Below are 24116 nucleotides of genomic sequence, written 5' to 3'. Positions count from 1 at the left end.
ATGAAGACCCAATCGGTTTCATCCTATATGCTATCCAACTCGACACGTAATATCATCGCCAAGGCCCAGGCAGAACTGGTCAAGGCGAATCAGGAAGCCACAACGGGTTTTGTTTTCGACACAGGGCTTACCCTTGGAAGCCGCACGGGCCAGTCGCTTTCTCTGCGCAAAGAGCACGATCGGCTGACAGTCTTGACCCAGACCAATGGGCTGATCTCTGAACGAATGAAAGCCTCTCAAGATGCCTTGAGCAATGTCATCCAGGGATCGCAGGATTTTCTCGGCAACGTGACGGCGATGCGCGGGGCGAGCGAGGGCCGTTCGATTATCGTCGACAAAGCGAAGGGTCTGTTGCAGACCGCCACCGACCTGATCAACACCAGCTACAATGGTGAGTATATTTTCGCGGGAGAGAACACCGACGTGAAGCCGCTGGGTGACTACGGCTCCGCAGGCGATCCCGCCAAGGCCGCTGTTTTGCAGTCCTTTCAGGATTACTTCGGCTTTTCGACCACTGACCCGCAGGTCGCAAATATCAGCGCGGCAGACATGAAAACCTACCTGGACACGTCGCTCGCGGCGCAATTCGATTCCGCTGCCTGGTCGGCCAATTGGTCTTCGGCGTCGGATACGCTCGTCAAGAGCCGGATTGCGCCAACTGAGCTGGCGGAGACGTCGGTTAGCGCCAACAATGCGGGATTCCGCCAGCTCGCAATGAGCTACACAATGATGGCGGAACTCGGAGATATCGGCCTCAATCAGGCAGCATTTGACACGGTGATCGACAAGGTCGCGGAGACGACCAACCAGAACTCTACTTTGCTGGCGGGTGCTCAGTCCTTCCTCGGTAATGCCCAGGCCCGGACAAAGGACGCGACTGACCGGCTGACAGTACAGATCAATGTTCTCAATAGCTCGGTTCTCGATCTGGAGGCGGTGGACCCGTTTGAGGCGGCCAACCGGGTTGAGGCTTTGAGGACCCAGATTGATGCTTCCTATGCCCTGACCGTGAAGATCCAGAGCCTGAGCCTGCTCAATTACCTGAAGTAACACAACGAACGCGATGGCCGCGTTCGTTAAAAGCCGGAAAAGCACATGTACCAGGCCCGATACGACGACATCATGAACGATGGTGCTGACGAAGCCAAGGAGCGGGAACGCTCCTTGTTCGATCAGTCGATCATAATGCTGGAAGCGGCTCGCGATGAAAACGGCTATTCCTATAAAGGCGTTGAAGCCGTGTATTTTACGTCGCGTCTGTGGATGATTGTGATCGAAGATCTCGGCAGTCCTGCCAATGGATTGCCCCAGCAATTGCGGGCATCACTCATTTCGATCGGCCTGTTCATTTTGCGGGAGCTGGAGGCCATCCGGCAGGAGACCTCGCGAGACTACGACAGCATTATTGATATCACCAAGACCATTCGCGATGGGCTTTGATCATGAAACTATCGTTGCGTGCCGGTGAAAAAGTTTACGTGAATGGGGCAGTTTTACGCGTTGACCGCAAGGTTTCCATTGAATTCATCAACGATGTCAGTTTTCTTCTCGAAAGCCACGTCATTCAGGCGGATCAGACGACAACGCCGCTACGGCAACTCTATTTCGCTGCACAGATCATGCTGATCAATCCTGCAATGAAGGAAGAGGCCAACCGCACATTCAAGCGTATGCTGGCGTCACTCCTCGCAACCTTCGAAAACCAGCAGATGCTGAAAGAATTGAAGCTGATCGACGAGATGATGTGCAACGAACGGGTGTTCGACGCCCTGAAATCGATCCGATTGCTCTACGCGCTGGAAGCACAGATTCTTTTCGGCTCAGCAGAACCGACCATTTCCTCTCAAACACAACAGGCCGTCAGGCCGGAGGCAACCGCATGACCACGATTCCTCCCGTAGGAACACAGGCCGATACGACAGATACGTCCAAGGCTACCGGACCTGGCGTCGACTATCAGGCTTTCCTGAAGCTTCTCGTTGCAGAAATGAAAAACCAGGATCCAACCGAGCCGATGGATGCGACGCAGCAAATCTCCCAGCTCGCACAGTTTTCGAGCGTTGAACAAGCGGTTCAGACAAACACCAAGCTCGACCAGTTGCTTGCGAGTTCGTCGTTGTCACAGGCCGATGGTATCATCGGCCGGACCGTCACAAGCGCTGACGGTACCGTCAAGGGCGTTGTCGAGTCCGTGCGCATCTACAGCGACGGCATGATTGCAACACTCGTGGGTGGCGCCCAGCTTCCAATCACAGCCGGCATCGTCATTTCGGCCGGCAATGAATGAGGCAGATGCACTCGACATCATCAATCAGGCTATCTGGACGGTCATCGTTGCCTCTGGCCCGGCAGTCGGAGCCGCGATGCTGGCCGGGGTCTGCATTGCACTGTTTCAGGCACTGACGCAAATACAAGAAATCACACTCACCTTTGTCCCGAAAATCCTTGTCATCCTGGCGGTTCTTGCATTGACCGCTCCGTTCGTTGGCGCACAGATCAACACGCTGACGCTGCTGACATATTCTCGGATTGAGAAGGGTTTCTGACGCGGTCAGCCGCGTGCACTCACGCTGGCCTCGCACAAGCTTCGGTATCTATTGTCCCCGTGACAACAGGAGAATGCCGTGCAGCAAGCCGCAGTAAAACGATTGGGTGACAAGGGCTATCTGACGGGCAGCGATGTCGGCCTTGCTCTCGGCATCGTCATCATCCTGACGGTTCTTTTCCTTCCCGTTTCACCAATCGTTCTCGATATTGGTCTCGCCTTCTCCATTGCTCTCTCCGTGCTCATCCTGATGGTGTCGCTGTGGATCCAGCGGCCTCTCGATTTCTCTGCCTTTCCGACGGTGCTTCTGATCGCGACAATGATGCGCCTGTCGCTCAACATTGCGACGACGCGCGTCATCCTGACCCATGGCGACGAGGGTTACGCCGCAGCCGGACAAGTCATCCATGGCTTTTCGCAGTTTGTCATGGGCGGTGATTTCGTCATCGGTCTGGTGGTCTTCGCCATTCTTATCATCGTCAATTTTCTCGTCATCACCAAGGGCGCCACGCGTATTGCCGAAGTTGGTGCGCGCTTCACGCTCGACGCCATTCCCGGCAAGCAGATGGCCATCGATGCGGACCTGTCGTCCGGCCTGATCGACGAGAAGGAAGCACAGCACCGGCGGCGCGAACTCGAAGAAGAAAGCGCCTTCTTCGGATCGATGGACGGTGCTTCAAAATTCGTGCGTGGTGATGCGATTGCCGGCCTCATCATTACCGCCGTCAACATCTTTGGCGGTATTATCATCGGTGTGACGCGGCATGGCATGGAAGTCAGCGAAGCAGCCGATGTCTTTACAAAGCTCTCTGTCGGCGACGGTCTCGTCACCCAAATCCCGGCACTGATCGTATCGCTGGCGGCCGGTCTTCTCGTCTCCAAAGGCGGGACGCGCGGTTCAACCGACAAGGCCGTCTTTGGTCAGCTTGGTGCTTATCCGAAAGCGCTTTTCGTCGCCGCCTTGTTATTATTCGTGCTTGGCATCTTGCCGGGGCTGCCTGCCTTTCCGTTTTTCGTGCTCGCGGCTGGTCTTGTGGCGATTGGCGTATCTGTCCCGCGCAAGCTCGCCCGCGTGGCCGCTGCTGCACAGGCCGAAACCGCACTGAAGCAGCAACATGCGGAACAGGTAGACCGGGATTCTGTCAGGGCCTCACTTGAAACGGCGCAGATCGAGCTCTGTCTGGGCAAGCAAATCTCGGCGAGACTGCTCGCATCGCAGCTTGAACTTGCGCATCGCGTCAACAAGATGCGCAAGAAATTTGCGGTTGAGTACGGCTTTGTAGTCCCGGAAATCAAAGTTACGGATGATTTTCTCCTGCCCCCCAAGACATACCGGATCAAGATCCACGGTACCGTTGTGGCTTCGCATGAGCTGCGGGTCGGTGAAATCCTGGTTATTCCCGGTGACCGGCCACCCCCGCATGTACCGGGCGAAGAGGTGAGGGAACCGGCCTTCGGCATGAAGGCATACTCCGTTCCGGAAATCTTTGCAGCGGACCTCAAGCGCGACAACTACATGACCGTCGATAATCTCTCCGTATTGCTGACGCATCTCAGCGAGATCGTCCGCAACAATCTGGCGCAGCTGCTTTCCTACAAGGACATGCGTGCACTGTTGGACCGTCTTGGACCCGAATACCGCAAATTGCTCGACGATATTTGCCCTGCGCATCTCTCCTATTCTGGCCTGCAGGCGGTTCTCAAGCTGCTGCTGACGGAACGGGTGTCGATCCGCAATCTGAATCTCATCCTCGAAGCAATAGCGGAAGTGGCGCCGCATATCCGCCGCGCGGAAATGATCGTGGAACATGTGCGGATGCGTATGGCCCAGCAGATCTGCGGCGACCTTGCCGACAATGGCGTTCTTTCGGTTTTACGTCTCGGCAACCGTTGGGATCTGGTCTTCCACCAGAGCCTCAAACGGGATGCCAAGGGCGAGATTACGGAATTCGATATCGATCCGCGTCTGCTGGAGCAGTTCGGCAATGAGGCGAGTGTCGCGATCCGCAAGCACCTTGACGGGGGAGAGCGGTTCGTCCTCGTCGCTTCGCCGGAAGCGCGGCCTTACATCAGAATGATCATCGAGCGCCTGTTCGCGACATTGTCGGTCCTGTCGCATGTCGAGATCGCGCGTGGCGTAGAGGTGCGTTCCCTCGGCACTATTTCGTGAGGCTTTGAACGTGCCGCCACTGAGCGATAGCATCATTGCGGCCCTGCTTGTTTTTGCCCGCGTCGGAGCCTGCTTGATGATCATGCCGGGCATTTCCAGCCCACGCATTCCCATGCAGATACGTCTTTTCCTGGCGCTCGCCTGCTCTCTTATGGTCGTGCCAATGGTGCTGCCGCAGGTCACTCCGGCGGCAAAGGCAGCCCCGTTGATGCTGATGCGGATAATCGTGATCGAAGCGATCGTTGGCGCGTTCATCGGCATTTTGTCGCGCCTCTACTTTTGGGCACTGCAATTCATGGCCAATGCGATGGCGATGGCGACTGGATATTCAGGCGCACCAGAGCGCGCCATTGAATCGGAAGAACCGCAGGCGGCCATCGCCAGCCTGATCACGCTCTCTGCGCTGTGTCTGTTCTTCGTATCAGACCTGCATCTGGAGGTGTTGCGTGCGCTGCTTTCATCCTATTCGACAATTCCGGTGGACGGGATCTTTCAGCCGGCAACGGCGATGGTCAACCTGACCGACACGCTGTCGAAGGCGTTCATGAGTACCATACGCATCGCGGCGCCCTTCATCGTCTTCGCCGTCGTTGTCAATATTGCGGTGGGCCTGATCAACAAACTCACGCCATCGATTCCCGTTTATTTCATTTCCTTGCCCTTCGTCCTCGCAGGCGGGCTGATGCTGCTCTATTTCAGCATGTCCGACCTTCTGCGTTTTTTCACCAATGAGGCCGGCATGTATCTGAGGAACTTTTGAGCGATGACAACGAACGCATCCCGGACATCCTATCTCGGATTGATCAGGCTGCAAAAGCTCGCCAAAGCGCGCCATGAGCTGGAACTGTCACGCCTCAATGCAAAGCAAGCTGCGATCGAGGAGGAGAATGGCGCTCTCTTCAGGATGCAGGAAGATCGCTTCGCCGCAGATACAGCAGCGTTCGTTCCTGTGCACATTATTTTGAAGCGCCTTGAGACCAACAAGTCACTTCAGGCTCAGTTGTCGGACCAGATGGTCGAAGCCAAACGCAACCTGCTGAAAACGTCACGAACGCTCGACACGCTGGATGGCCGGCTTCGCGATTTGGTGAAGGAGACATCGCGCGCAGAAGTCACGGACGAAGCGGACGAATATATGGCCCATCTGCTTGGCGGGCGCTTGATCTAAAGACGCAAGGCTCAAGCCTCCCGTAAGTTTGGGAGGGTAGGGTGCATGGAGCGAAACAGGATGGAACAGGAATCGATGGCCATTAATCCACCTTCCGATCTGGTATTGGATGTTGCCATGGCAGCCGATCCGGACACGTTGCGAACCTCAATGGAGAAGTTGCGTAGCATGGCTTCCGATCGCGTCGCGGCACAGATGCAGCTGTCACGTGAGAACTTTGCCTCCATGCAGCAACCGGCTTCGACAAGTGGCTCTATTGCCGGTAGCGTAACTCATGCACCGAACGCCGCATTCAAAAAGTTCGAAGCTTTTATGCTGCAATCCTTTGTCGAATCCATGTTCACGGGAGACAATCAGGCAGTCTTCGGCGAAGGAATTGCCGGAGACTACTGGAAATCGATGATGGCCGAAGCTGTCGCCAACAAGATGGCCGATGCCGGCGGCATAGGCGTCGCCCGCATGTTGGAGCAGCAGAGCGCCAAAAAGGCGAAGTCTGAAGCCGCAACGCAAGCTGAGGGAGCAGCTTCGGGGATGTCCGCAGATCAGCAACATTTTCAAAACCAGGATTCAAATGTCATTTTGTACCAAATCCAACGCCAGCTCATTCATAAGCAATTAAAATCAACGGAAAGCGTTGACAACTCGAGGCAGAGTTAGAGCGCGAACTATCAAGGCCGACGAGATTGGAGAGATAGATATGGAAATAGAAATAATGACCAATGATCAGAACCGCAGCGATGTGCCCGAACCGGCGCTGGAGCCCGTCCTTTTCGCCATTCGTCGTTTGGAAGATGTCGTGGAGCGCGAGACACGGCTGCTTCTTGAAGGTCAGTTGGTAGATCTTGCAAATATCAACGCCAATAAGAGCCGCGGGCTACGTGATTTCAACAAGGCGATGGGCAAGGCGGTGAAGACCGTCGATACGCGCGCGCTCAAAACGCTCCAGCCGGTTCTCGATAGCCTGCGTCAGAAGCTTGATCGCAATTGCGATGCCATCAAATTGCACTTGCGTGCAGTGACAGAGCTCGCGGGAATTATCCGCGATGCGCTTGAGACACAGGAAGCCGACGGAACCTACACTGCGAGCCAGGTCAGAAATGGGCTCGGTGCATGATCCGTATTGTGCTGATCGGTCTGTGGATCTGCGTCGTTGCACTGGGATCCCTGTATTTTGCCGTCTGGCAGAATTCGGCGACAGCAGCCGTTGCACCCAACGCTCAGGAGGCACTGGATGATGGCAAGACCGAAGTCTTCAGTGTTCCGATCATCGTGGACAACGCGGTTCAGGGTTATATCGTGTCTCAGTTGGCCTATACACTGGATCACACGGTGAACGCGTCCTTCAAGATTCCGGTATCGTATTTCATCAATGACGAGATTTTCAACCAGTTCTACGGGCATTATTCCGACGCTAAGAACGTCCAGGAAGTCAAGTTCGACGATGTCAAGAAATCCATCATCGACGGCGTCAATGCACGATTTCCGCAACCATTGGTGAAGGACCTGCTCGTTGAGCAATTCAACTACATAACTGCCAAGGAAATCCGCGACCAGAACACCAAGGGTCTGGAGCGTCAGCAAGCACATCAGAGTGAATAATACTTACCGGCAAGCGTGCGCAGAATTGTGTCTGTCAAAGGCGTAACGTCCGGATCCTCGATGAACCGCACGCCAAGTTCCATGTCCTGGCGCCAGACGACTTCCGTAATCAACGCGCCGTTATATTGATCATCGAACAGCCAGAAGCGAGTGGGGACGGTGGATTGGTTGACAAGCCTGATCTTGGCGCCGCCGCCGGCTAGGTTGTGAAAATGACATTCGGTCAGAAAATGCCCCTCGAGCGTGACGACTTTGCCGGAGCGCAACCGTGTTCTTTTGCGCTCCTCGACTCGCTTCTCCGCTCTGCTGTTCGTTTGGTAAAATGGCATGTAAGCTCGCCTGGCCCGAATTGAAGCCGGTAAAAAGGCGCACGGACGACTTTCATACCGGCGGTGTCATGCGTCGCTTGTAGAGGCAAACAATTGCAAATCCGTTATGCTTTGATCGGTTACACCGCTCGAGACTGCGAAGGTTTACGGTCCTGGATCAATGGAGCTTGCGTCGCGGACGTTTTCAAGAGTAGGTACAGCTGAATATTGACAGCCCCCTCAGGTGACACACTTGCCAACCGCCACCAGGCTCCGAATTGCCTCCTACATTTTGTCGTTCATCGCGCTCGTCGCTGTGCTTGAACTAGGCTTGCTCTCGGCTCTCCTTTCCGGACTGCTCGTTTACAACCTCGTCCATTATTCGGCTCCATTGCTCGGTAGATTAGGCATCTCCGGACATCTGGCAAAAACCATAGCGTTGGCAATGCTGGCGCTGATCTTCATCTTGGTGATTGTCGCGGCCGTCATGAGCAGCATGGCACTGCTCACCGATGGCTCCGACGAAGGTATAGTATCGCTTTTCCAGAAGATGGCGGAAATCATCGATACGGCCCAGTTACATCTGCCGAATTGGGCGCGCGATTATTTCCCGTCAAATCTTGAAGAACTCGAAACGCTGGCGGCAAAGTGGCTGCGGGAACATGCGGGCCAGCTTCAGCTTGTCGGCCGGGAACTTGGCGTTCTCCTGGTTCGAATCATTGTCGGAATGGTGATCGGGGGAATGATCGCGCTCAGTTCTTCCGTTGCGGCATCACGTGAACCGGGCCCACTCGCGATTGCCCTTCGGGAACGTATCGAGCTATTAAGCGCGGCATTTCGCAATATTGTGTTCTCACAGCTTCGAATCTCGGCATTGAACACAGTTTTCACTGCCATCTATCTTGTTGTAATCCTGCCGTTTTTCGGCGTTCACCTGCCGCTGGTCAAGACCATGATTGCCGTGACGTTCATTGCGGGTCTACTTCCTGTTATCGGCAATTTGATCTCCAACACTGTGATTGTCGTCGTGGCACTCAGTGTTTCATTTGTTGCCGCGGTGGGTTCGCTCGCGTTTCTGGTAATCATCCACAAACTCGAATATTTCCTGAATGCCAGGATCATCGGATCGCGGATAAAATCGCGGGCATGGGAATTGCTCCTCGCGATGATCGTGCTGGAAGCCTGGTTCGGTATCGCTGGCCTCATCGCCGCTCCGATTTATTATGCCTACCTCAAGGACGAACTTAAAAAACAGAGCCTGATCTAGGCCAGCAAATTTGCGGTCGCGTGATATAATTTCCCGATGGCAGGGAATAAATCCGCCGCAGGTCCGTATACGCCCTATGGATAGTCCGAAACCCCGTTTTGACGTTGTTGGCCAGCTTGGATCGTTGCGCCGGTATGCACGTTCGCTCACCCGCAACGAGACCGACGCGGAAGACCTTGTGCAGGACACGCTGGTGCGCGCTTACGAGCGGCGCAGTCATTTTCGCAATGGCGGAAACCTGAAGGGCTGGCTTTTGTCGATCCTGCATAATGGTTTTATCGACAGCAAGCGTTCAAGCCAGTCGGAAGCGCGCCGCGGAGATGCTTTTGCAGTCATTGCCGAAACCGTCCTCCAACCGCCGCAAGAGCACTCCATGCGGTTAATGGAGGTCAGGGATGCCTTCTTTTCGCTGCCCGAAGAGCAGAGAGCAGCTCTGCATTTGGTGGCGATCGAAGGTCTCTCCTACGAAGAAGCCGCAGCAACCTTGGGGATACCGATCGGCACGCTGATGTCCAGAATTGGCCGCGCGCGTGCGACACTACGGTCTCTCGAGGCGGAGCAACCCGGCAAAGCCGCACGTCTGAAAATTGTTGGAGGCCGCGATGAATGACGCGATTGACCCTGTCGTTGAGGCCGACCTTGATGCCTATGTCGACGACCAGCTGGATGCGGGCCGCCGCATCGAGATCGCCCGTTATCTCTCGCATCATCCCGAGCAGGCTGCCCGCGTCATGTCGGATCTGCAGGCGAGGGACGAATTGCGGCTGGCGCTAACCGGCATGCACAGCAAGGGATCGCCGGAGACGAGCGAAGCGGCGCGCCGCCTTGAACGCGGCCTTATGCGAAACCGGCTGCTTGGCAATTTACAACGTGTTGCCGCGGTGGCCGTTCTTGTCGGTCTCGGGTGGCTGGCCCATGCCGGTTTTGGCCCACTCACCATCTCGCAGGTCGTCGCCTCGACACCGCCGCCAGCTTATGTTTCGGATGCGGTGATGGCCCACAAGACGTCCCTGGTCAGGGCGGAGATGACGTCGCAGTCCGAGGTGAATAGTTACGATCCTGCGGAAATACGTGCGGCCACCGCTATCACCATGCCACAACTTTTGGACCGTTGGATCGTCAATGATGTCCAGCTTTTCCCGTCAGCCTTCGGGCCAAGCGTCGAGATGGAAATCACATCTGCGGATATGGGACGGCTCTCGCTTTTCGCGGTTCGCCCCGGCAGTTTCGATGTCGTGAAGCCAAAAGCAGTGCGCGTGGGTGATAGCTCGGCGGCTTATTTCCAGATTGGCGATGTTGCCTATGCGCTCGTTTCGAATGCAAGCCCGACCGATCTCGAAACCGCTGCGTCGCAGCTTGTAACGACCCTTTACTGATTAACCAAGAGGATCCACAACCATGAATACACCACTTCGCTATGAAATGGGGACAGCGCGCGGACAGTCGGCTGCACTGTTCGATGAAGGACTGCGCCAGCATATGCTGCGCATCTACAATTATATGGGCTTGGGCCTTGTTCTGACAGGCGTTGTTGCCTTCGTCGTCGCCTCGACACCGGCCCTTTACGTTCCCATCTTTTCGACCCCTCTGAAATGGGTCGTCATGTTGGCGCCGCTTGCCTTCGTAATGTTGTTCTCGTTCAAGATGCAAACCATGTCGGCAGCATCGGCACAGGCCATGTTCTGGGCATTCTGCGCGGTCATGGGGCTTTCGCTGGCATCGATCTTCCTTGTCTTTACCGGAACCAGCATCGCCCGCACATTCTTCATCGCGGCCACGATGTTCGGCGCCACCAGCCTTTATGGTTATACAACGAAGCGTGATCTCTCCCAGTTCAGCTCGTTCCTGATGATGGGTTTGATCGGCGTCGTCGTGGCGAGTGTCGTCAACATTTTCCTCGGTTCCTCGATGCTGCAGTTCGTTGTCTCGGTTGCCGGTGTTCTGGTATTCATCGGTTTGACGGCTTGGGACACGCAGTCGATCAAGGAACAGTTTGCCGAAAGCTACGATTCGGAATCGCAGCAGAAGTTGGCTGTGTTCGGGGCCTTCTCGCTTTACCTGAACTTCATTAACCTCTTCCAGCTGCTGCTCAGCCTGACCGGTCAGCGGGAAGAATAGCGATAGGGTAGCAATCCTGTGCAGGCGCCCTCAAGGCGTCTGCACAGTGTGATTCAGCCCGCGGCGCGGGGTCTTCCCGCGTTCGTTCTGCACAAGGTAACGATTGTTCAGTGAATATCGTTCATATAGATACCTGTTGGCAGAGGAACCAGCCGAGAGATTCGCGCTATATGAATGAGCATGTCGATCACCACGCCGATATCGAAACATTCGATCTCGCTCCGATCTCGTTATGGCTGGAGGATTTTAGTGGCGTCAAGCACCTGTTCGAGAAATGGAAGCAATCGGGCGTCACCGATATCAGATCCTATCTGCGTGAGGATGAGGGCCGGATTAAACAATGCTCAAGCCTGATCCGCGTTCTCAAGGTCAACAAGAAGACCCTTGCTCTTTTCGAAGCAAATGACTTCAACCACCTGACCGGCAATCTCGGTTCTGTCTTTCGCGACGACATGCTGCAGTCGCATATACAGGAGCTGTCGGCTCTGTGGGATGGCGATACCGAATTCTCCAGTGACACGGTGAACTACACGCTGACGGGGCGCCGGCTGGATATTCAGCTCCGAGGCGCAATTTTACCAGGATATGAAGATTCGTGGACGCGGGTATTGCTTTCCATCGAAGATGTAACCGAACGCGAGGACGCGCGGCGGCAGCAGATCGAGAGCAAGCGCTACGCGGAAGGGTTGTTCGAGCATTCTCCCGTGTCTCTTTGGGTGGAAGATTTCAGCCGCATCAAGCGTTTGCTTGATGACGTGCGGGAGCAGGGCATTACCGATTTTCGTGTGTTTACCGATGTCCATCCTGAATTCGTTGGACAATGTGCAAGCGAGATCCGTGTCATCGACGTCAACAACGAGACGCTCAGACTGTTTCTCGCACCTGACAAATTGACATTGTTGCGCAGGCTTCCTGACATTTTCAGGGATGGGATGGATGTGCATTTCAGGGAACAGCTTATCGAACTCTGGAATGGCAACCTCTTCCATCAGCGTGAGACCGTGAACTACGCGCTCGATGGTACCGAACGCCATGTGCTGCTGCAATTTTCTGTTCTGCCGGGCCACGAACAGGATTGGTCGTTGGTCCAGATATCCTTGACCGACATCACGGCACGCAAGAAAGCCGAAGCCTATCTAGAATATCTCGGCAAGCATGATGTGCTCACCAAACTTTACAACCGCGCCTTCTACGTGGACGAGTTGAACAGGCTCGAACGTCGTGAATTTCATCCTGTATCGATCATCATCCTCGACCTTAACGGATTGAAGGTGATCAATGATCAGTGGGGGCATGGCGTTGGTGATGGTCTGTTACGGCGGGTTGGCGAAGTGCTGGGTGGGGCCGTCAAGCCTCCCTGCTATGCCGCGCGTATTGGCGGCGATGAATTCGCCATTCTTCTTCCGGCCGTCGATGCGCTTGGCTGCGCAAGCATGATCGAGGAAATCCGCAGCCTTATCGAAATAAACAACCAGTATTATTCCAATATACCCCTGAACATATCGATCGGCTGGGCCACCAGTCATGTCGGAGAGAAGATGGAAGCTGTGGCCAAGCGCGCCGATCTGCTGATGTACGAAGACAAGCGTTCGCATTATTCGTCAGAGAACGAGCGTCGTAACCTCGATTAGTTACGACCGCCCGCGTTTCAAATTAGGCTGTTTGGGGGATTTTAAACAGATCCGCGTGATCCCGGGGCTGGGATCGCCAATATTGTTCGGGAGCCACCACCTGTGCTCCGAGTTCCGCCGCTGCATGCCAGGGCCAGCGGGGATCATAGAGGATTGCACGTGCAAGTGCGATCGCATCGGCGTCACCGTTGGCAATAATGTCTTCTGCCTGTTTCGCCTCGGTGATTAGTCCGACGGCAATGACGGGCATTTTCACCTCGGCCCTGATGCGCCGCGCGAATGGGACCTGATAGTTGGGTTCAACCGGCATTTTCTGCAAGGCCGAAAGACCGCCACTGCTGACGTGGATGGCGGCGCAACCGCGTGCCTCCAATTCCTTTGCAAAGATCACGCTGCTCTCGACATCCCATCCTCCATCGACCCAGTCGGAAGCGGAAACGCGTATCCAGACAGGCTTGTTGGCAGGAAATGCTGCCCGTACTGCCTCGAACACTTCAAGAGGAAAGCGCATTCGGTTTTCCAGACTTCCACCATATTTATCTTCGCGCTTGTTGGAGAGCGGTGACAGGAACTCGTGCAGCAGATATCCATGGGCCCCATGAATTTCGATGCCGTCGATACCGATCCTGTCGGCGCGGTGCGCCGCCTTGACGAACGCATCCCGAATGCGATCAAGGCCAGCGCCATCCAATGCCGTTGGAACATCGTACTCATCCAGATAGGGCACCGGTGAAGGGGCTACGGTTTTCCAGCCGGTCGGCTCATTTGGCGCAATCTGTTTGCCGCCTTCCCATGGCACGCGGGTTGATGCCTTTCGCCCGGCGTGGGCCAGCTGCACTGCGATGGGTATCGGCGAATAGTCCCGGATTGCGGCGACAACACGCCCGAGGGCTGCTTCATTGTCATCGGAGTAAAGCCCGAGATCACGGGGAGATATGCGTCCTTCAGGCGTTACTGCGGTAGCCTCCGTGACCAGCAAGCCGGCGCCAGACAGGGCAAGATGGCCGAGATGCATCATGTGCCAGGCGGAGGCCGAGCCATCTTCGGCGGAATACTGGCACATGGGAGCGACTATGATCCTGTTTGCGAGTTCGAGCGAATCCAATCGCAGCGGTTGAAACAACTGGCTCATTATATGACCTCAACTTTTCGAGTAGCTGCGTTGCGAAATTGGGAGTTTCGTCGCAGCAGGTTCTTTTTGAATTTGACATTGAACAAATGGATGCTGCCTGCTGGAAGTCAAGTAACGGGTTCGTAATGACCAGAAGCGGCGGGCGCTCGGCAGTGACACCGGCCCAATTCAGAAAAACCCCTGACAGACAGCACTTCAGCGGACGAAGCGTGGAAGCCATCCGCTTCCCTCCAACCTTGAGCTGAAATTCTGGTATTAGAAACGCGAGAATGCAGCCGTTGATTTTGACCTGAGAACTGACAATCCGCACTTGACATTTTCTAACACATCGGTAAATCCAGATATATGAAAAAAGAAAAAACAATCGAAGCTTTTTCGGCTCTTGCCCAACCAACCCGCATGGATGCGTTCAAGCTGATTGTGATGCATGAGCCAGATGGGATCGCGGCTGGAGAGGTGTCTGGCCTCCTCAACGTTCCGCAGAACACCATGTCTACCCATCTCGCGATCCTGTTGCGAGCGGGGTTGATTTCCTCTGAGCGACAGAGCCGTTCAATTATCTACCGGGCTAATTTCGTAAACCTGCGCGAAGCAATTAACTTCTTGCTGAAAGATTGTTGTGCCGGACATCCCGATATCTGTGCGCCGCTGTTAGCCGATATCGTTCCCTGTTGCCCGGCAAAGGAAAACCAGGGGCTTCATGCGTGACCTGTCGGATTGAAGGGGCGACTTTGGCGTCCTGATCGAAATTCGGGTGATGTTGTGGTGTGGATCGTCAACCGCAGCAAAAATTGGTACGAGCGCGGCGCGGACGTGCAGAACTTCCAGAAAATCGAAAGGACTGTTTAATGGCCGTTACCATCTATCACAATCCCTCTTGCGGCACGTCGCGCAACACGCTGGCTCTCATTCGCAACGCGGGCATCGAGCCGACGATCATCGAATATCTGAAATCGCCGCCTGCGCGCCAGGAACTCAAAGACTTGATCCGGAGAGCTGGGCTGACTGTCCGCGAAGCCATTCGCGAAAAGGGTACGCCCTTTGCTGAACTTGGTCTTGATGACATGTCGTTGACCGACGAGCAGTTGCTTGACGCTATGGAAGCGCATCCCATCCTCATCAACCGCCCATTTGTGGTGACTGAGAAGGGTGTACGATTGACCCGACCGTCGGAGCTGGTATTGGATATTCTGCCGGAGCCGCAAAAGGGAGCGTTTGCCAAGGAGGATGGCGAGGCCGTCATCGATGCAAAAGGAAAACGCGTTGTCTGATCTGCCGAACACTTTGGAACAGGCTATGCACAAGGTCGATGCGTCCAGGTTGGCCGCACCAAAATCCTCGCATGCGCCAAAGATACTTTTGCTCTGCGGTTCATTGCGCAAGATCTCCTATAGCCGTTTGCTGACACAGGAGGCGGCGCGGCTACTGCAACATTTCGGTGCTGAGACCCGCATTTACGATCCAGCCGGATTGCCGCTTCCGGATGACGCTCCAACTGATCACCCGAAGGTGCAGGAGCTGCGTGAGCTTTCGCTGTGGTCAGAAGGCCAGGTCTGGACAAGTCCGGAGCGGCATGGGGCGATGACAGGTGTGATGAAATCGCAGATCGATTGGATACCTCTTGCGATGGGCTCGATCCGGCCAACGCAGGGGCGTACGCTCGCAGTCATGCAGGTCTCGGGTGGCTCGCAATCATTCAATGCGGTCAATCAGATGCGGGTACTCGGGCGCTGGATGCGTATGATCACAATACCCAACCAGTCATCTGTGGCGAAAGCCTATCAGGAATTCGACGAACAGGGTCGTATGAAGCCATCGGCCTACTACGACCGGGTCGTCGATGTCATGGAAGAGTTGGTCAAGTTTACGCTTCTGACCCGCGACGTGTCGGGCTATCTGACTGACCGGTACAGTGAACGTAAGGAAAGTGCAGCAGAGCTAGAGCAGCGAGTAAATTCCAGGTTAGCAGTCTAAGCCTTCAATCCTTTGACCTTGCATCGTCTACCAGACCCGATAGCCGGGCGTCCGGCTGTCGTTAAGCGAACTTCTGCCCGCGCGAAAGCGCGATGCGCCTTTCGGCCGTAACGCAGCTGCCGTCAAATTGTTCGACAAAAACGTCGCCTTCAAGCAGGAGTGTCGCAACACAGAATGACAGGTTGAGCTGAGCAGAAGTCAGGCCTTCCAAACGATACGGCCAGCCGAAGCGGCAGGCCTGGCGCATCCTAGCCGAATTGCCTAACCCAAATTCCTGAATCGCGCATCGTTTAGAACTGTAATAAAATTCGCCTATGGCAAATTTCGACTATCCTGAATTTGAATGTCAAAACTGCAAAGCGATCATGATCGCGGTGCGGCGCAACTTGTGCGATTCCAGTGCCATTTTTTGCAGTCGCTGCGATAATTTTCTGGGGGCGTTTGTCGACCTGGACAACCAACTTTCGCTGAGGTCACGACAACTGAAGGGTCCTCCGGACTTCCGTTAACGCTATGGGATGAGGTCGAGGACAAGTTGCTGGCGCGCGGCCTGAGCCTGTCAGGCGGACAGCAACAAGGCCTTTGCATTGCACGCTGCATCACCCTGCGACCTGAGGTTCTTCAGCTCGACGAACCCACATCCGCACCGGATCGCATATAGACAGCCCGCATCGAGGAACTGATCAATACGCTCAAGAGACAGTTCACAATCGTCATTGTCACCCACAACAGGGAGCAGGCGGCACGCATATCGAGTAATACAGCGTTCATGTGCCTGGGAAAACTCGGTCCAACAACCGACATATTTCAACCAGCCGCAAGACAAGAGGATCCTTGGGTATTACGGGTCGCTTTGGTTGAGGCCGCCTGCCTGACGGTATTATGCTGATGGCGCGGCGTTGAAGAACGGTGACAGCCGGGCTTCGGCCCATACCGAAGCAGGTCATTTGCGCCGTGCAATAAGTATCACGGGATCGATCTGATGGTTCTCGAGCGCCTTTGCGTAGTTTGAGAACTTTTCGGGTGCATTGGTTCCGGTCAAAAGGTGAAGCCCCAGGGGTGGAGGAGCATTTGCACTGGCAGCCTTCGCCAAGACCTCTCGAAAGAATTGCCTGGCAAACTCCCGCACGCTTACCTCTTTGTCGATAAGAAATCCGGCCTCGACGAGGAGGTCACTTGTCTGCGCGGGGGACTTGAGGAAACTGGTTGCCTCGCTTTCCGCCCACGGCTCGGGGTAGATCATACCTGGCGACGGACCCTTCATGACGTCGAACACGCATAGCGGTGCGCCGGAGCGCATCACGCGGGCCAATTCGGCGTAGAATCTGTCGCGTTCGCGGATATTCATGGCCGCATGAAAACTCACGGCCGCGTCGAACACAGCATCCGGAAACGGCATCGAGGTGACACTGCCAACCTGAAAAGCGCACTGTCCAGTGAGCTGCATCCGGTCGGTTAGGGCTTGGGCAACCTCGACATATTGCGGTGTGAGATCGATACCGGTGACACGGCACCCATGTTCTTTCGCCAGTAGCCGTGCTGTTCCACCAAGGCCGCATCCGGCGTCCAGTACGTGCATTCCCGCCTTGAGCGGCATCATCTTCAGCGCCTTGACCGTGGTCAACCGGCCAGCTGTGTGGAACTCGTCAACTGGTGCCAGATCAATGGGCTGGAGATTGTCCAGATCAGCCCCAAGGGTCTTTAGTCCAGCCAAAATGGCCTCCAGCAGTCCCGCTCTGCCGTAGTGACTTGCTACCGCGTTCTCCAGTTTCTTCATGATTACCTCCCTGCCATTCGACCGCACGCTATGGCGTGGTATAGCTGGAGAACATGCCTCGCTCGCGGGCATGGTCCGGGATGATCAGCACGCCATGGCGGGCAGTTTAACCACCTTTATTATCGCTCAACTACGAGATTGTTTCCAGGGAGATGTGTCGGCCCCATGCCATCTGACAAGAAAGTGAAGTATCCTTGATGATGACCTCAATGGTGGCCTTATCGGCATCGCTGCTGGCGTGCCACATCGGGTTGAAGCTGTGATGATGGGCGACGAGAGATTAAATTATCCGAGGGACTCTGTCGTCCTGTCGCTCAAGGAACGTACCGAGCGACTGCGCACTTTGGAGTTGACCCTTGGCTGTTGCCGGAATTGAGAAACCGAACATCGCTCCACCTTCCGGACGGTTTGAAGCAGCTATCTCGCCCCCGTGAGCTTTGATAATTGACTGGCAGATGGCCAGCCCTATCCCCAGCCCGCCTTCCTTTGTTGTAAAGAATCCATCGAATATCTGATCTAAATGATCAACCGGGATACCAGTCCCGGTATCCCTGATCGAGAATTCGACACGAGCGTTCTCGTCCAATCGGGTTTCGAGAAAAATGTCGCGTTGCACGTGAGGAGCCGTCTTCATGGCTTGGATGCTGTTAACGATCAAGTTGACGATCACCTGTTGCAGCTGGATGCGATCACCCCGGACAGCGGGAAGATCCTGGTGCAGCTTTGTCGTAATGACAACGCCCTTATCCTCGCTTTCGTGGCGGAGGAACACCACGCACTGACGAATGACATCATTGAAATCAAGCAAAGTAGAGGTGGCCTCACGCTTGCCGGCCATATCCTGAATCCGGCCGATAATGTCGCCCGCGCGCTGTGCGCTTTCAACGACACGGGATGTGAGGATGTCTACCTTGCCAAGATTTGGCTCGGCCCGCCTGAGATATCGCAGGCTCGTCTGAGCGTTCATCAGGATTGCCGAAAGCGGCTGCTTGATTTCATGCGCTATCGATGTCGTCATTTCGCCCAATGTGGAAAGACGCGCTGCATGGGAAAAGTCGGCTTCGATTTTTCGTAATTTTGCCTCTGCTTCAAGGCGAGCGGTGTTGTCGATCATCATGAGGATTGTCGTATCGAGGCGCTCGCCGGGTACCGGGAAGGTCATCAACAACAGTACATCGAGCAGCCGGCCATCGAAGGCCCTTACCTTCAATTCCTCCACATGATTCCTGACACCTGAAAAATGCGCCAGCATCACGCGTTTCGTCGCGCCGGGTGTGGTTGAAAACAGGTATTTTACCGACCCGATGAATTCTGAGCGGTGCTTCCCGCCGAAAAGGACCATGGCCTCTTTGTTGACGTCGAAAACGTGTACGATATCGCATGCAAGTTTGACGATCTCTGGATGTTCATCCGAATATGAGGCCATGTCAGTGATGCCATTGGCGCGAAGGCGGTCAAATATGCGCCCTGCCGGCCGGGCGTCGATCTGCCAGACAGGAATGGGCAGGGAGGAAATCATGTTCCGATAGCGTTTTTGGCTCGCTTCGAGTTCGATGACAGCATTCGGTGCATTCAAGGTTGCCCTGACAGAGACGAATACGGTGTCCGCGCATCTTGGATCAAAAGCCTTCCAGCCTGTCAGCACGACATGCTGCAACCGCCCCACGGTGGGGATTTCTCGTGCTACCGTTCCTTTATGAGCAGAGGCGGCGATGGTTGTGAGCAGATCGCCGAGGGCAGCACGGCTTTGTTCGGGCCAGAGGCTTGTAATTGGACGGTCCAATACTTTGTCCCGGTCTGCGGGCAGGCCGAACAGACGGATTGCTTCATCGTTGACGTCCAAAATCCGGACGGCAGAGAGCAACATATCCAATCGATCGGGTTGCCATTCCTGATCCCCGCCGGGGCAGGCTGCATCCATGCTTTCAAGCAAAGCGCGTGCGCGCGTCACATTGAATTGCCAGTAGGCAACCTGTCCGATAGCAGCCTGCGTAGGCGGTTTGCCTTTTTCGATGGGGTGATCAACGGAATCCATTGGCGACCTCTCCGGGCGATGGTCAATGTTTAATTCGATGAAACGGTACTGTTACGGCTCTCGGGGCAAATCGATCGTCGATTGAGAGCTGAAATAATATGCCCGTGTAGAACATCGTCACTGATCGGCTTGTTCAAAAAGGCGACGGCGCCGAGACGCAGTGCCCGGGCTTTTGCTTCGGGGGCTAACCGGGCCGACATGAAGATGATGGGCAAGACGGGATCGGCGGCAGACAGCATCTCCTGAAGCTCCAGTCCGCTCATGCCTTTCATGTTGAGATCGGTGATGAGGCAGTCGAAGCGCCCTCTTGTATGTGCAGCCAGAAACTTTTCCGGACGGTCGAAGATCTGGCACTTGAAATCGAACACCTCGAGCAATTCGGCCAAGGCGTTGCAAATACTCAAATCGTCGTCGACGACTGCAATGATTGGGGTAAGGGTCAATTCGCAAACTTTCACACAGCGGACTTTCGTCACGGCGGTTTAGTATCTGCTTGATCACTGCCTCATCAAATCCATACGAAAGTCTAGGCCCGGTAGTCATCACGCATATCCGCTGGTATCGACTGCCAGGCGCGAACAAGATGGGTGATGAAGGGCGTCTTCATCTTGCGCATCACACTGCTGCGATGAAGCTTGACCGTGATTTCTGAAATGTTGAGATCGAATGCGATCTGTTTGCTCAGTGCACCCCGCACCACGGCTTCCATGACTTGACGCTCACGAAGGGTGAGCGTCGCATAAAGCGCCATATTCGCCTTGGTTGTGAGTTGCTCGGCGCGCCTCTCCTTGTCAATTTCAATGGCCTTGTTTACCGCATCAAGCAGGGTCTGATCGCGCACAGGCTTGGTCAGAAATTCGATCGCACCTGCCTTCATCGCCTGAACTGTCATTGGAATGTCGCCATGACCGGTCAGAAAGATGATGGAGGCAGAGATACCATTGGCGGCCAGGCGGGTCTGGAAATCAAGACCGCTAGCACCTGGCATTCGCACGTCAAGAATCATGCAGCCTGGTCTGTCCAGAATGTCCGCGTCCAACAGTGCCTGGGTGGAGCCAAACCCCGCCGTATCAATGTCCACCGATTCCAGCAGTTCACAGATCGAGAGCCGCACCGATTCATCATCGTCCACGACCAGCACCAGGGGTTCCGTCTCGGGACGAGCTTCAATGGTGGCGATTGCATTTCCCAAAGAAATGTTCATTTTCCATTCTCCAATGCATTGCGCAGCTTTACGGTTGCGACGCCTAGTCCTGCTGACCGCGCCGTACTCTTTTCCTTGAACTGTCCTTGACTGCCGAAATGCGCGTAACTTCCCGGTTCGTCGCGCGATTGTCGAGCCATGCACCGACGTCTTCGCCAAACTGTGCTGGAGCCAGGCCACCAAAGGCCCCCGAAAGGTCTTCAAGCGTCGTGCGCGCCATCTCCTTGCGCATGCTTTTTTGGGCACGCAGCATCACAGCGTGAATCCCGCACACGCCGTTGGTTATCCAGGCTGGCGGCGCGCCGCCAAACAGAAGGCAATTCTCGCGCACATCCTTGCAGTCGAAGAGATTTTTGCGGCCATCGATGGCATCGACAATATCGAGCACCGTTACCTCCCGTGGCTCCTTGGCAAGCCTATATCCGCCATTGATGCCACTGGTCGAAACAACGATCCCGGCTTTTTCAAGCCGCGGCATAATTCTCGCCATCAATGTCACTGGAACGCCTTGCAGTTCGGCAAGATCACGGCTGCTCACGGGCTTTGCACGCGGCTGGATCAAATACATCATGCAGTGGATGCCATATTCGACCGTCGCGCCATACAGGCTCGGCGGCCGGGCCCTGTGGGCCGCTGTATCAATGAGATCCCTGGGCTTTGTCGGGTTGGTCATAACACCTCTCCTACACGTCCGTGTTATAAAACGCCAGAGTTTTTTGTAGTGCGGACTTTCGTTCAGCGGACGAATCTACAAGGGGATCCGATGATACCAGGCAACTGGCCGGCGAAAACAGCATGGAAATCTGGATATCACAACACAGCCGGTGCGGACGACGCTCGCAATGAAATCCGATGGCAGCTATGGCCTTTTTGCTGCAATCCACACCGCACAGACCCATCTCGAAAATCGACTGCTCGCGTCCCGATCGCTAGCCCTCGTGTCGCAGGTTCCTAAACTTGAGGATGGGTCGACTAACCCCGGCGATTAGAGCGGCCCACCCCCTTGCACGATGGAATGTTTTTGTCTCCCCAGCCATGCTTGGAAGCGATAGAGTTATTAGCCCCAAAGGCCACAACGAGGAGATAAGTTATGAAAATTGTTATTATCGGTGGAACTGGGCTCATCGGATCCAAGACCGCCGTACGTCTGCGCAATAAAGGCCACGAGGTTCTCGCCGTATCGCCAAACACCGGCGTCAACACCATCACCGGCGAAGGCCTGGCGGATGCGCTGGTCGGCGCCGAGGTGGTTGTTGACCTTGCAAATGCGCCTTCGTGGGAAGACAAGGCTGTGCTCGAATTCTTCGAAACATCGGGCCGCAATCTGCTCGCCGCAGAAGCCAAGGCTGGTGTAAAGCACCACATTGCCCTTTCTATCGTGGGAACGGAGCGGCTGCCGGAAAATGGCTACTTCAGGGCTAAACTTGCCCAGGAGAGGCTCATCAAGGAATCGCCCATTCCATACACAATCGTTCATTCCACCCAGTTTATGGAATTTCTGAAGGGCATCGCCGATGAAGCAACCGTCGGCACCGTTGCTCGCCTGTCTCCTGCGGCCTTCCAGCCCATCGCATCGGACGACGTTGCCGACGCGATGGCAGACGTAGCCGTCGGCAAGCCGCTCAACGGGACGATCGAGATTGCGGGTCCCGAGCGCGCTCCCATGAACGAAATCATTGCCCGGTATCTGAAAGCGGCCAACGATCCGCGGACGGTCGAGGCAGATGTCCATGCGCGTTATTTCGGGTCCGAACTCAACGATCAGTCGATCGTGCCCGGCAACGGTGCGCGACTCGGCAAAGTGGGCTTTGAGGATTGGCTCCGTCACTCTCAACAGCCGAATTGAGCCAACCATCGAACAACCTGTCTTTGGCCCAGGTTACGAACGCACATGAATCAACAACCAAAGGGATTACGACAATGAAGTCAGCTTTGTTAACGCTGTTTGTGTCGGCTTCAGCTTGCCTGCTCGGCACCTTGCCAGCCGTTGCTGCTGAAGATGGTGCAAAAGTCACGCCCCTCATGCAAAAGGATCTGCCGAATTATCCCGGAAAGGAGGGCCTGATGATATCGGTGGTGTATGAGGGTGGAGGCTCTTCACCCATTCACAAGCACGACGCAAATGCATTCGTCTATGTGCTCGAGGGTTCGATCGTGATGCAGGTCAAGGGAGAAAAGGAGGTCACCTTGTCACCGGGAGACACCTTCTACGAAAGCCCTTCCGACATTCACCTGGTCAGCCGCAACGCGAGCACGACTGAACCCGCGAAATTCATCGTCGTGTTGCTCAAGACCAAGGACGCTCCGGTTGTCATGCCGGTGAAGTGACATTCGGTGCGATGGCGGATCCAATGGTCTGCCGGTCGTCGCTTCGTATCGGGCGCACCAAGCAACAGCTGCGAGAGGATCAAGTTGATGAGAGTCACGGTTATGGGAGCGACAGGACGGGTCGGGATGCACCTCGTGGAAAAACTTGAACAGGTAGGCGTCGAAGTGGCAGCGGCATCCACTTCCCTCGGAATCAACAGCGTGACGGGGAAAGGTCTCAGGGAAGCTATGACGGGAGCCGAAATTGCCATCGACGTCACCAACGCCGAGTCGTTCGGTGATGACTCGGCCCTGGATTTCTTCAAGACGTCTACCCGGAACCTGTTGGCCGCCTCAGCAGAGACCGGGGTCAGGCACTACGTCGCGCTTTCCGTGGTGGGGACACCTCGCCTTGTCGAGAGCGATTATTTCCGTGCGAAGATGGTGCAGGAAAATCTTATCCGGGCAGCGCGGAGACCCTTCACCATCCTCCATTCCACGCAATTCTTCGAGTTTATCAGCGGCGTGGTCGACATGGGAGCAGAGGAAGATGCCTTTCGGCTCCCGTCGGCATCGGTAAGGCCAATAGCTGCCCACAACGTCGCCGAAATGCTGACAGAATTGGCGATGGGGGCGGCAAGGAACGGTACCGTGGAGATCAGCGGGCCCGAGCAGTTTGGGCTCGATGAAATTGCTCGTATCCACCTCGCAGCAAACGAAGATACACGCCAGGTCATTACCGACAACAGCGCGCGCTACTACGGCGTTGAATTAAATGACGACACACTGCTTCCACTCAACGACACGCATATTGGTTCGATGCGCTACGGTGACTGGCTGTACCGCTCCATGGCCAGCTAGAAGGTTGACCTTCCAGTCGT

The 24116-nt window shown here is 55.3% G+C and carries 29 protein-coding genes and 1 pseudogene; 23 read left to right on the top strand and 7 right to left on the bottom strand.

Going from position 1 to position 24116, the window contains the following annotated elements:
* From LB462_RS16655 to LB462_RS16605, 11 genes are all read left to right on the top strand, one after another.
* The gene (locus tag LB462_RS16655; protein ID WP_224510235.1) at positions 1 to 1050 is read left to right on the top strand and encodes a flagellar hook-associated family protein; all 1050 of its coding nucleotides are present in this window, start codon (positions 1 to 3) and stop codon (positions 1048 to 1050) included.
* Positions 1051 to 1095: 45 nt separating this feature from the next.
* A complete protein-coding gene (gene flaF, locus LB462_RS16650; protein ID WP_224510232.1) occupies positions 1096 to 1440 on the top strand; it encodes a flagellar biosynthesis regulator FlaF in 345 nt (114 codons plus the stop codon).
* 2 nt (positions 1441 to 1442) lie between these two features.
* Positions 1443 to 1883 carry a flagellar biosynthesis repressor FlbT gene (gene flbT, locus LB462_RS16645; RefSeq protein WP_224510229.1) on the top strand — a complete coding sequence of 147 codons (441 nt, stop codon included), beginning with the start codon at positions 1443 to 1445 and terminating at the stop codon, positions 1881 to 1883.
* Positions 1880 to 2287: a flagellar hook assembly protein FlgD gene (gene flgD, locus LB462_RS16640; protein ID WP_112532400.1), complete on the top strand. Its 408-nt coding sequence runs from the start codon at positions 1880 to 1882 to the stop codon at positions 2285 to 2287. Before flbT ends, flgD begins: the two co-directional genes overlap by 4 nt.
* Positions 2280 to 2546 carry a flagellar biosynthetic protein FliQ gene (locus tag LB462_RS16635; protein WP_224510227.1) on the top strand — a complete coding sequence of 89 codons (267 nt, stop codon included), beginning with the start codon at positions 2280 to 2282 and terminating at the stop codon, positions 2544 to 2546. Before flgD ends, LB462_RS16635 begins: the two co-directional genes overlap by 8 nt.
* 78 nt (positions 2547 to 2624) lie before the next feature.
* Complete coding sequence (flhA, locus tag LB462_RS16630) at positions 2625 to 4715, top strand: flagellar biosynthesis protein FlhA (protein ID WP_224510224.1); 2091 nt, start codon at positions 2625 to 2627, stop codon at positions 4713 to 4715.
* A gap of 10 nt (positions 4716 to 4725) precedes the next feature.
* Entirely contained in the window at positions 4726 to 5475 is a 750-nt protein-coding gene (fliR, locus tag LB462_RS16625) for a flagellar biosynthetic protein FliR (protein WP_224510222.1), read from the top strand.
* Positions 5476 to 5478: 3 nt separating this feature from the next.
* Positions 5479 to 5883, top strand: coding sequence for a hypothetical protein (locus LB462_RS16620; protein ID WP_224510219.1), 405 nt, complete (start codon positions 5479 to 5481; stop codon positions 5881 to 5883).
* A gap of 75 nt (positions 5884 to 5958) precedes the next feature.
* Positions 5959 to 6540, top strand: coding sequence for a rod-binding protein (locus tag LB462_RS16615; protein ID WP_370637204.1), 582 nt, complete (start codon positions 5959 to 5961; stop codon positions 6538 to 6540).
* Between the two features lie 40 nt (positions 6541 to 6580).
* A complete protein-coding gene (locus tag LB462_RS16610; protein ID WP_224510213.1) occupies positions 6581 to 6997 on the top strand; it encodes a flagellar protein FlgN in 417 nt (138 codons plus the stop codon).
* Positions 6994 to 7482 carry a hypothetical protein gene (locus LB462_RS16605; RefSeq protein WP_224510210.1) on the top strand — a complete coding sequence of 163 codons (489 nt, stop codon included), beginning with the start codon at positions 6994 to 6996 and terminating at the stop codon, positions 7480 to 7482. Before LB462_RS16610 ends, LB462_RS16605 begins: the two co-directional genes overlap by 4 nt.
* Here LB462_RS16605 and LB462_RS16600 read toward each other — a convergent pair.
* Positions 7470 to 7811: a PilZ domain-containing protein gene (locus tag LB462_RS16600; RefSeq protein WP_224510207.1), complete on the bottom strand. Its 342-nt coding sequence runs from the start codon at positions 7809 to 7811 to the stop codon at positions 7470 to 7472. The two genes, LB462_RS16605 and LB462_RS16600, sit on opposite strands and share 13 nt — an antisense overlap.
* Positions 7812 to 8034: 223 nt before the next feature.
* On the opposite strand from LB462_RS16600, the gene LB462_RS16595 reads away from it, so the two are divergent.
* The 5 genes from LB462_RS16595 (at position 8035) to LB462_RS16575 (ending at position 12806) form a co-directional block, all read left to right on the top strand.
* The gene (locus LB462_RS16595; protein WP_224510204.1) at positions 8035 to 9057 is read left to right on the top strand and encodes an AI-2E family transporter; all 1023 of its coding nucleotides are present in this window, start codon (positions 8035 to 8037) and stop codon (positions 9055 to 9057) included.
* 76 nt (positions 9058 to 9133) lie between these two features.
* Positions 9134 to 9667 carry a sigma-70 family RNA polymerase sigma factor gene (locus LB462_RS16590; protein WP_224510201.1) on the top strand — a complete coding sequence of 178 codons (534 nt, stop codon included), beginning with the start codon at positions 9134 to 9136 and terminating at the stop codon, positions 9665 to 9667.
* The gene (locus LB462_RS16585) at positions 9660 to 10433 is read left to right on the top strand and encodes an anti-sigma factor family protein (RefSeq protein WP_224510198.1); all 774 of its coding nucleotides are present in this window, start codon (positions 9660 to 9662) and stop codon (positions 10431 to 10433) included. The genes LB462_RS16590 and LB462_RS16585 overlap by 8 nt, the downstream gene beginning before the upstream one ends.
* Before the next feature lie 22 nt (positions 10434 to 10455).
* Entirely contained in the window at positions 10456 to 11175 is a 720-nt protein-coding gene (locus LB462_RS16580; protein WP_224510195.1) for a Bax inhibitor-1/YccA family protein, read from the top strand.
* Between the two features lie 170 nt (positions 11176 to 11345).
* Positions 11346 to 12806, top strand: a complete 1461-nt coding sequence (locus LB462_RS16575; protein ID WP_224510192.1) for a sensor domain-containing diguanylate cyclase — start codon at positions 11346 to 11348, stop codon at positions 12804 to 12806.
* A 22-nt stretch (positions 12807 to 12828) separates the two neighbouring features.
* Here the strand turns inward: LB462_RS16575 and LB462_RS16570 are convergent, their stop codons facing one another.
* The gene (locus tag LB462_RS16570) at positions 12829 to 13938 is read right to left on the bottom strand and encodes an NADH:flavin oxidoreductase/NADH oxidase (RefSeq protein ID WP_224510189.1); all 1110 of its coding nucleotides are present in this window, start codon (positions 13936 to 13938) and stop codon (positions 12829 to 12831) included.
* A gap of 345 nt (positions 13939 to 14283) precedes the next feature.
* Between LB462_RS16570 and LB462_RS16565 the strand changes: the two genes are divergently transcribed.
* The 4 genes and pseudogenes from LB462_RS16565 to LB462_RS16550 all read left to right on the top strand — a co-directional run.
* Positions 14284 to 14646 (top strand): ArsR/SmtB family transcription factor, encoded by a 363-nt coding sequence (locus LB462_RS16565; RefSeq protein ID WP_224510187.1) that lies wholly within the window; start codon positions 14284 to 14286, stop codon positions 14644 to 14646.
* 140 nt (positions 14647 to 14786) lie between these two features.
* A complete protein-coding gene (arsC, locus tag LB462_RS16560) occupies positions 14787 to 15209 on the top strand; it encodes an arsenate reductase (glutaredoxin) (protein WP_224510184.1) in 423 nt (140 codons plus the stop codon).
* Positions 15184 to 15912, top strand: coding sequence for an arsenical resistance protein ArsH (gene arsH / locus LB462_RS16555; protein WP_224510181.1), 729 nt, complete (start codon positions 15184 to 15186; stop codon positions 15910 to 15912). Before arsC ends, arsH begins: the two co-directional genes overlap by 26 nt.
* Positions 15913 to 16423: 511 nt before the next feature.
* A pseudogene (locus tag LB462_RS16550) lies at positions 16424 to 16773 on the top strand (ATP-binding cassette domain-containing protein); the annotation flags it as partial.
* Positions 16774 to 16855: 82 nt separating this feature from the next.
* On the opposite strand, the gene LB462_RS16545 reads toward LB462_RS16550, so the two are convergent.
* The 5 genes from LB462_RS16545 to LB462_RS16525 all read right to left on the bottom strand — a co-directional run bounded on the left by LB462_RS16545 (position 16856) and on the right by LB462_RS16525 (position 21601).
* Positions 16856 to 17689, bottom strand: a complete 834-nt coding sequence (locus LB462_RS16545; RefSeq protein WP_224510178.1) for a class I SAM-dependent methyltransferase — start codon at positions 17687 to 17689, stop codon at positions 16856 to 16858.
* Positions 17690 to 17969: 280 nt separating this feature from the next.
* Positions 17970 to 19724: an ATP-binding protein gene (locus tag LB462_RS16540; RefSeq protein WP_224510175.1), complete on the bottom strand. Its 1755-nt coding sequence runs from the start codon at positions 19722 to 19724 to the stop codon at positions 17970 to 17972.
* Between the two features lie 29 nt (positions 19725 to 19753).
* Positions 19754 to 20167 carry a response regulator transcription factor gene (locus LB462_RS16535; RefSeq protein WP_224510173.1) on the bottom strand — a complete coding sequence of 138 codons (414 nt, stop codon included), beginning with the start codon at positions 20165 to 20167 and terminating at the stop codon, positions 19754 to 19756.
* A gap of 83 nt (positions 20168 to 20250) precedes the next feature.
* Entirely contained in the window at positions 20251 to 20928 is a 678-nt protein-coding gene (locus LB462_RS16530) for a response regulator transcription factor (protein WP_224510170.1), read from the bottom strand.
* Positions 20929 to 20971: 43 nt separating this feature from the next.
* Complete coding sequence (locus tag LB462_RS16525) at positions 20972 to 21601, bottom strand: RrF2 family transcriptional regulator (protein WP_224510167.1); 630 nt, start codon at positions 21599 to 21601, stop codon at positions 20972 to 20974.
* A 417-nt stretch (positions 21602 to 22018) separates the two neighbouring features.
* On the opposite strand from LB462_RS16525, the gene LB462_RS16520 reads away from it, so the two are divergent.
* From LB462_RS16520 to LB462_RS16510, 3 genes are all read left to right on the top strand, one after another.
* Entirely contained in the window at positions 22019 to 22774 is a 756-nt protein-coding gene (locus tag LB462_RS16520) for an SDR family oxidoreductase (protein WP_224510165.1), read from the top strand.
* A gap of 74 nt (positions 22775 to 22848) precedes the next feature.
* Positions 22849 to 23256 carry a cupin domain-containing protein gene (locus LB462_RS16515; RefSeq protein ID WP_224510162.1) on the top strand — a complete coding sequence of 136 codons (408 nt, stop codon included), beginning with the start codon at positions 22849 to 22851 and terminating at the stop codon, positions 23254 to 23256.
* An 87-nt stretch (positions 23257 to 23343) separates the two neighbouring features.
* Positions 23344 to 24096, top strand: coding sequence for an SDR family oxidoreductase (locus LB462_RS16510; protein WP_224510159.1), 753 nt, complete (start codon positions 23344 to 23346; stop codon positions 24094 to 24096).
* The last annotated feature ends 20 nt before the right edge of the window (positions 24097 to 24116 follow it).

The organism is Phyllobacterium chamaecytisi (genome assembly GCF_020164455.1).
Classification (GTDB): Bacteria; Pseudomonadota; Alphaproteobacteria; order Rhizobiales; family Rhizobiaceae; genus Phyllobacterium; species Phyllobacterium chamaecytisi.
Note: the sequence above shows the minus strand (reverse complement) of the source record. Positions and strands in the feature narration are given on the sequence as shown.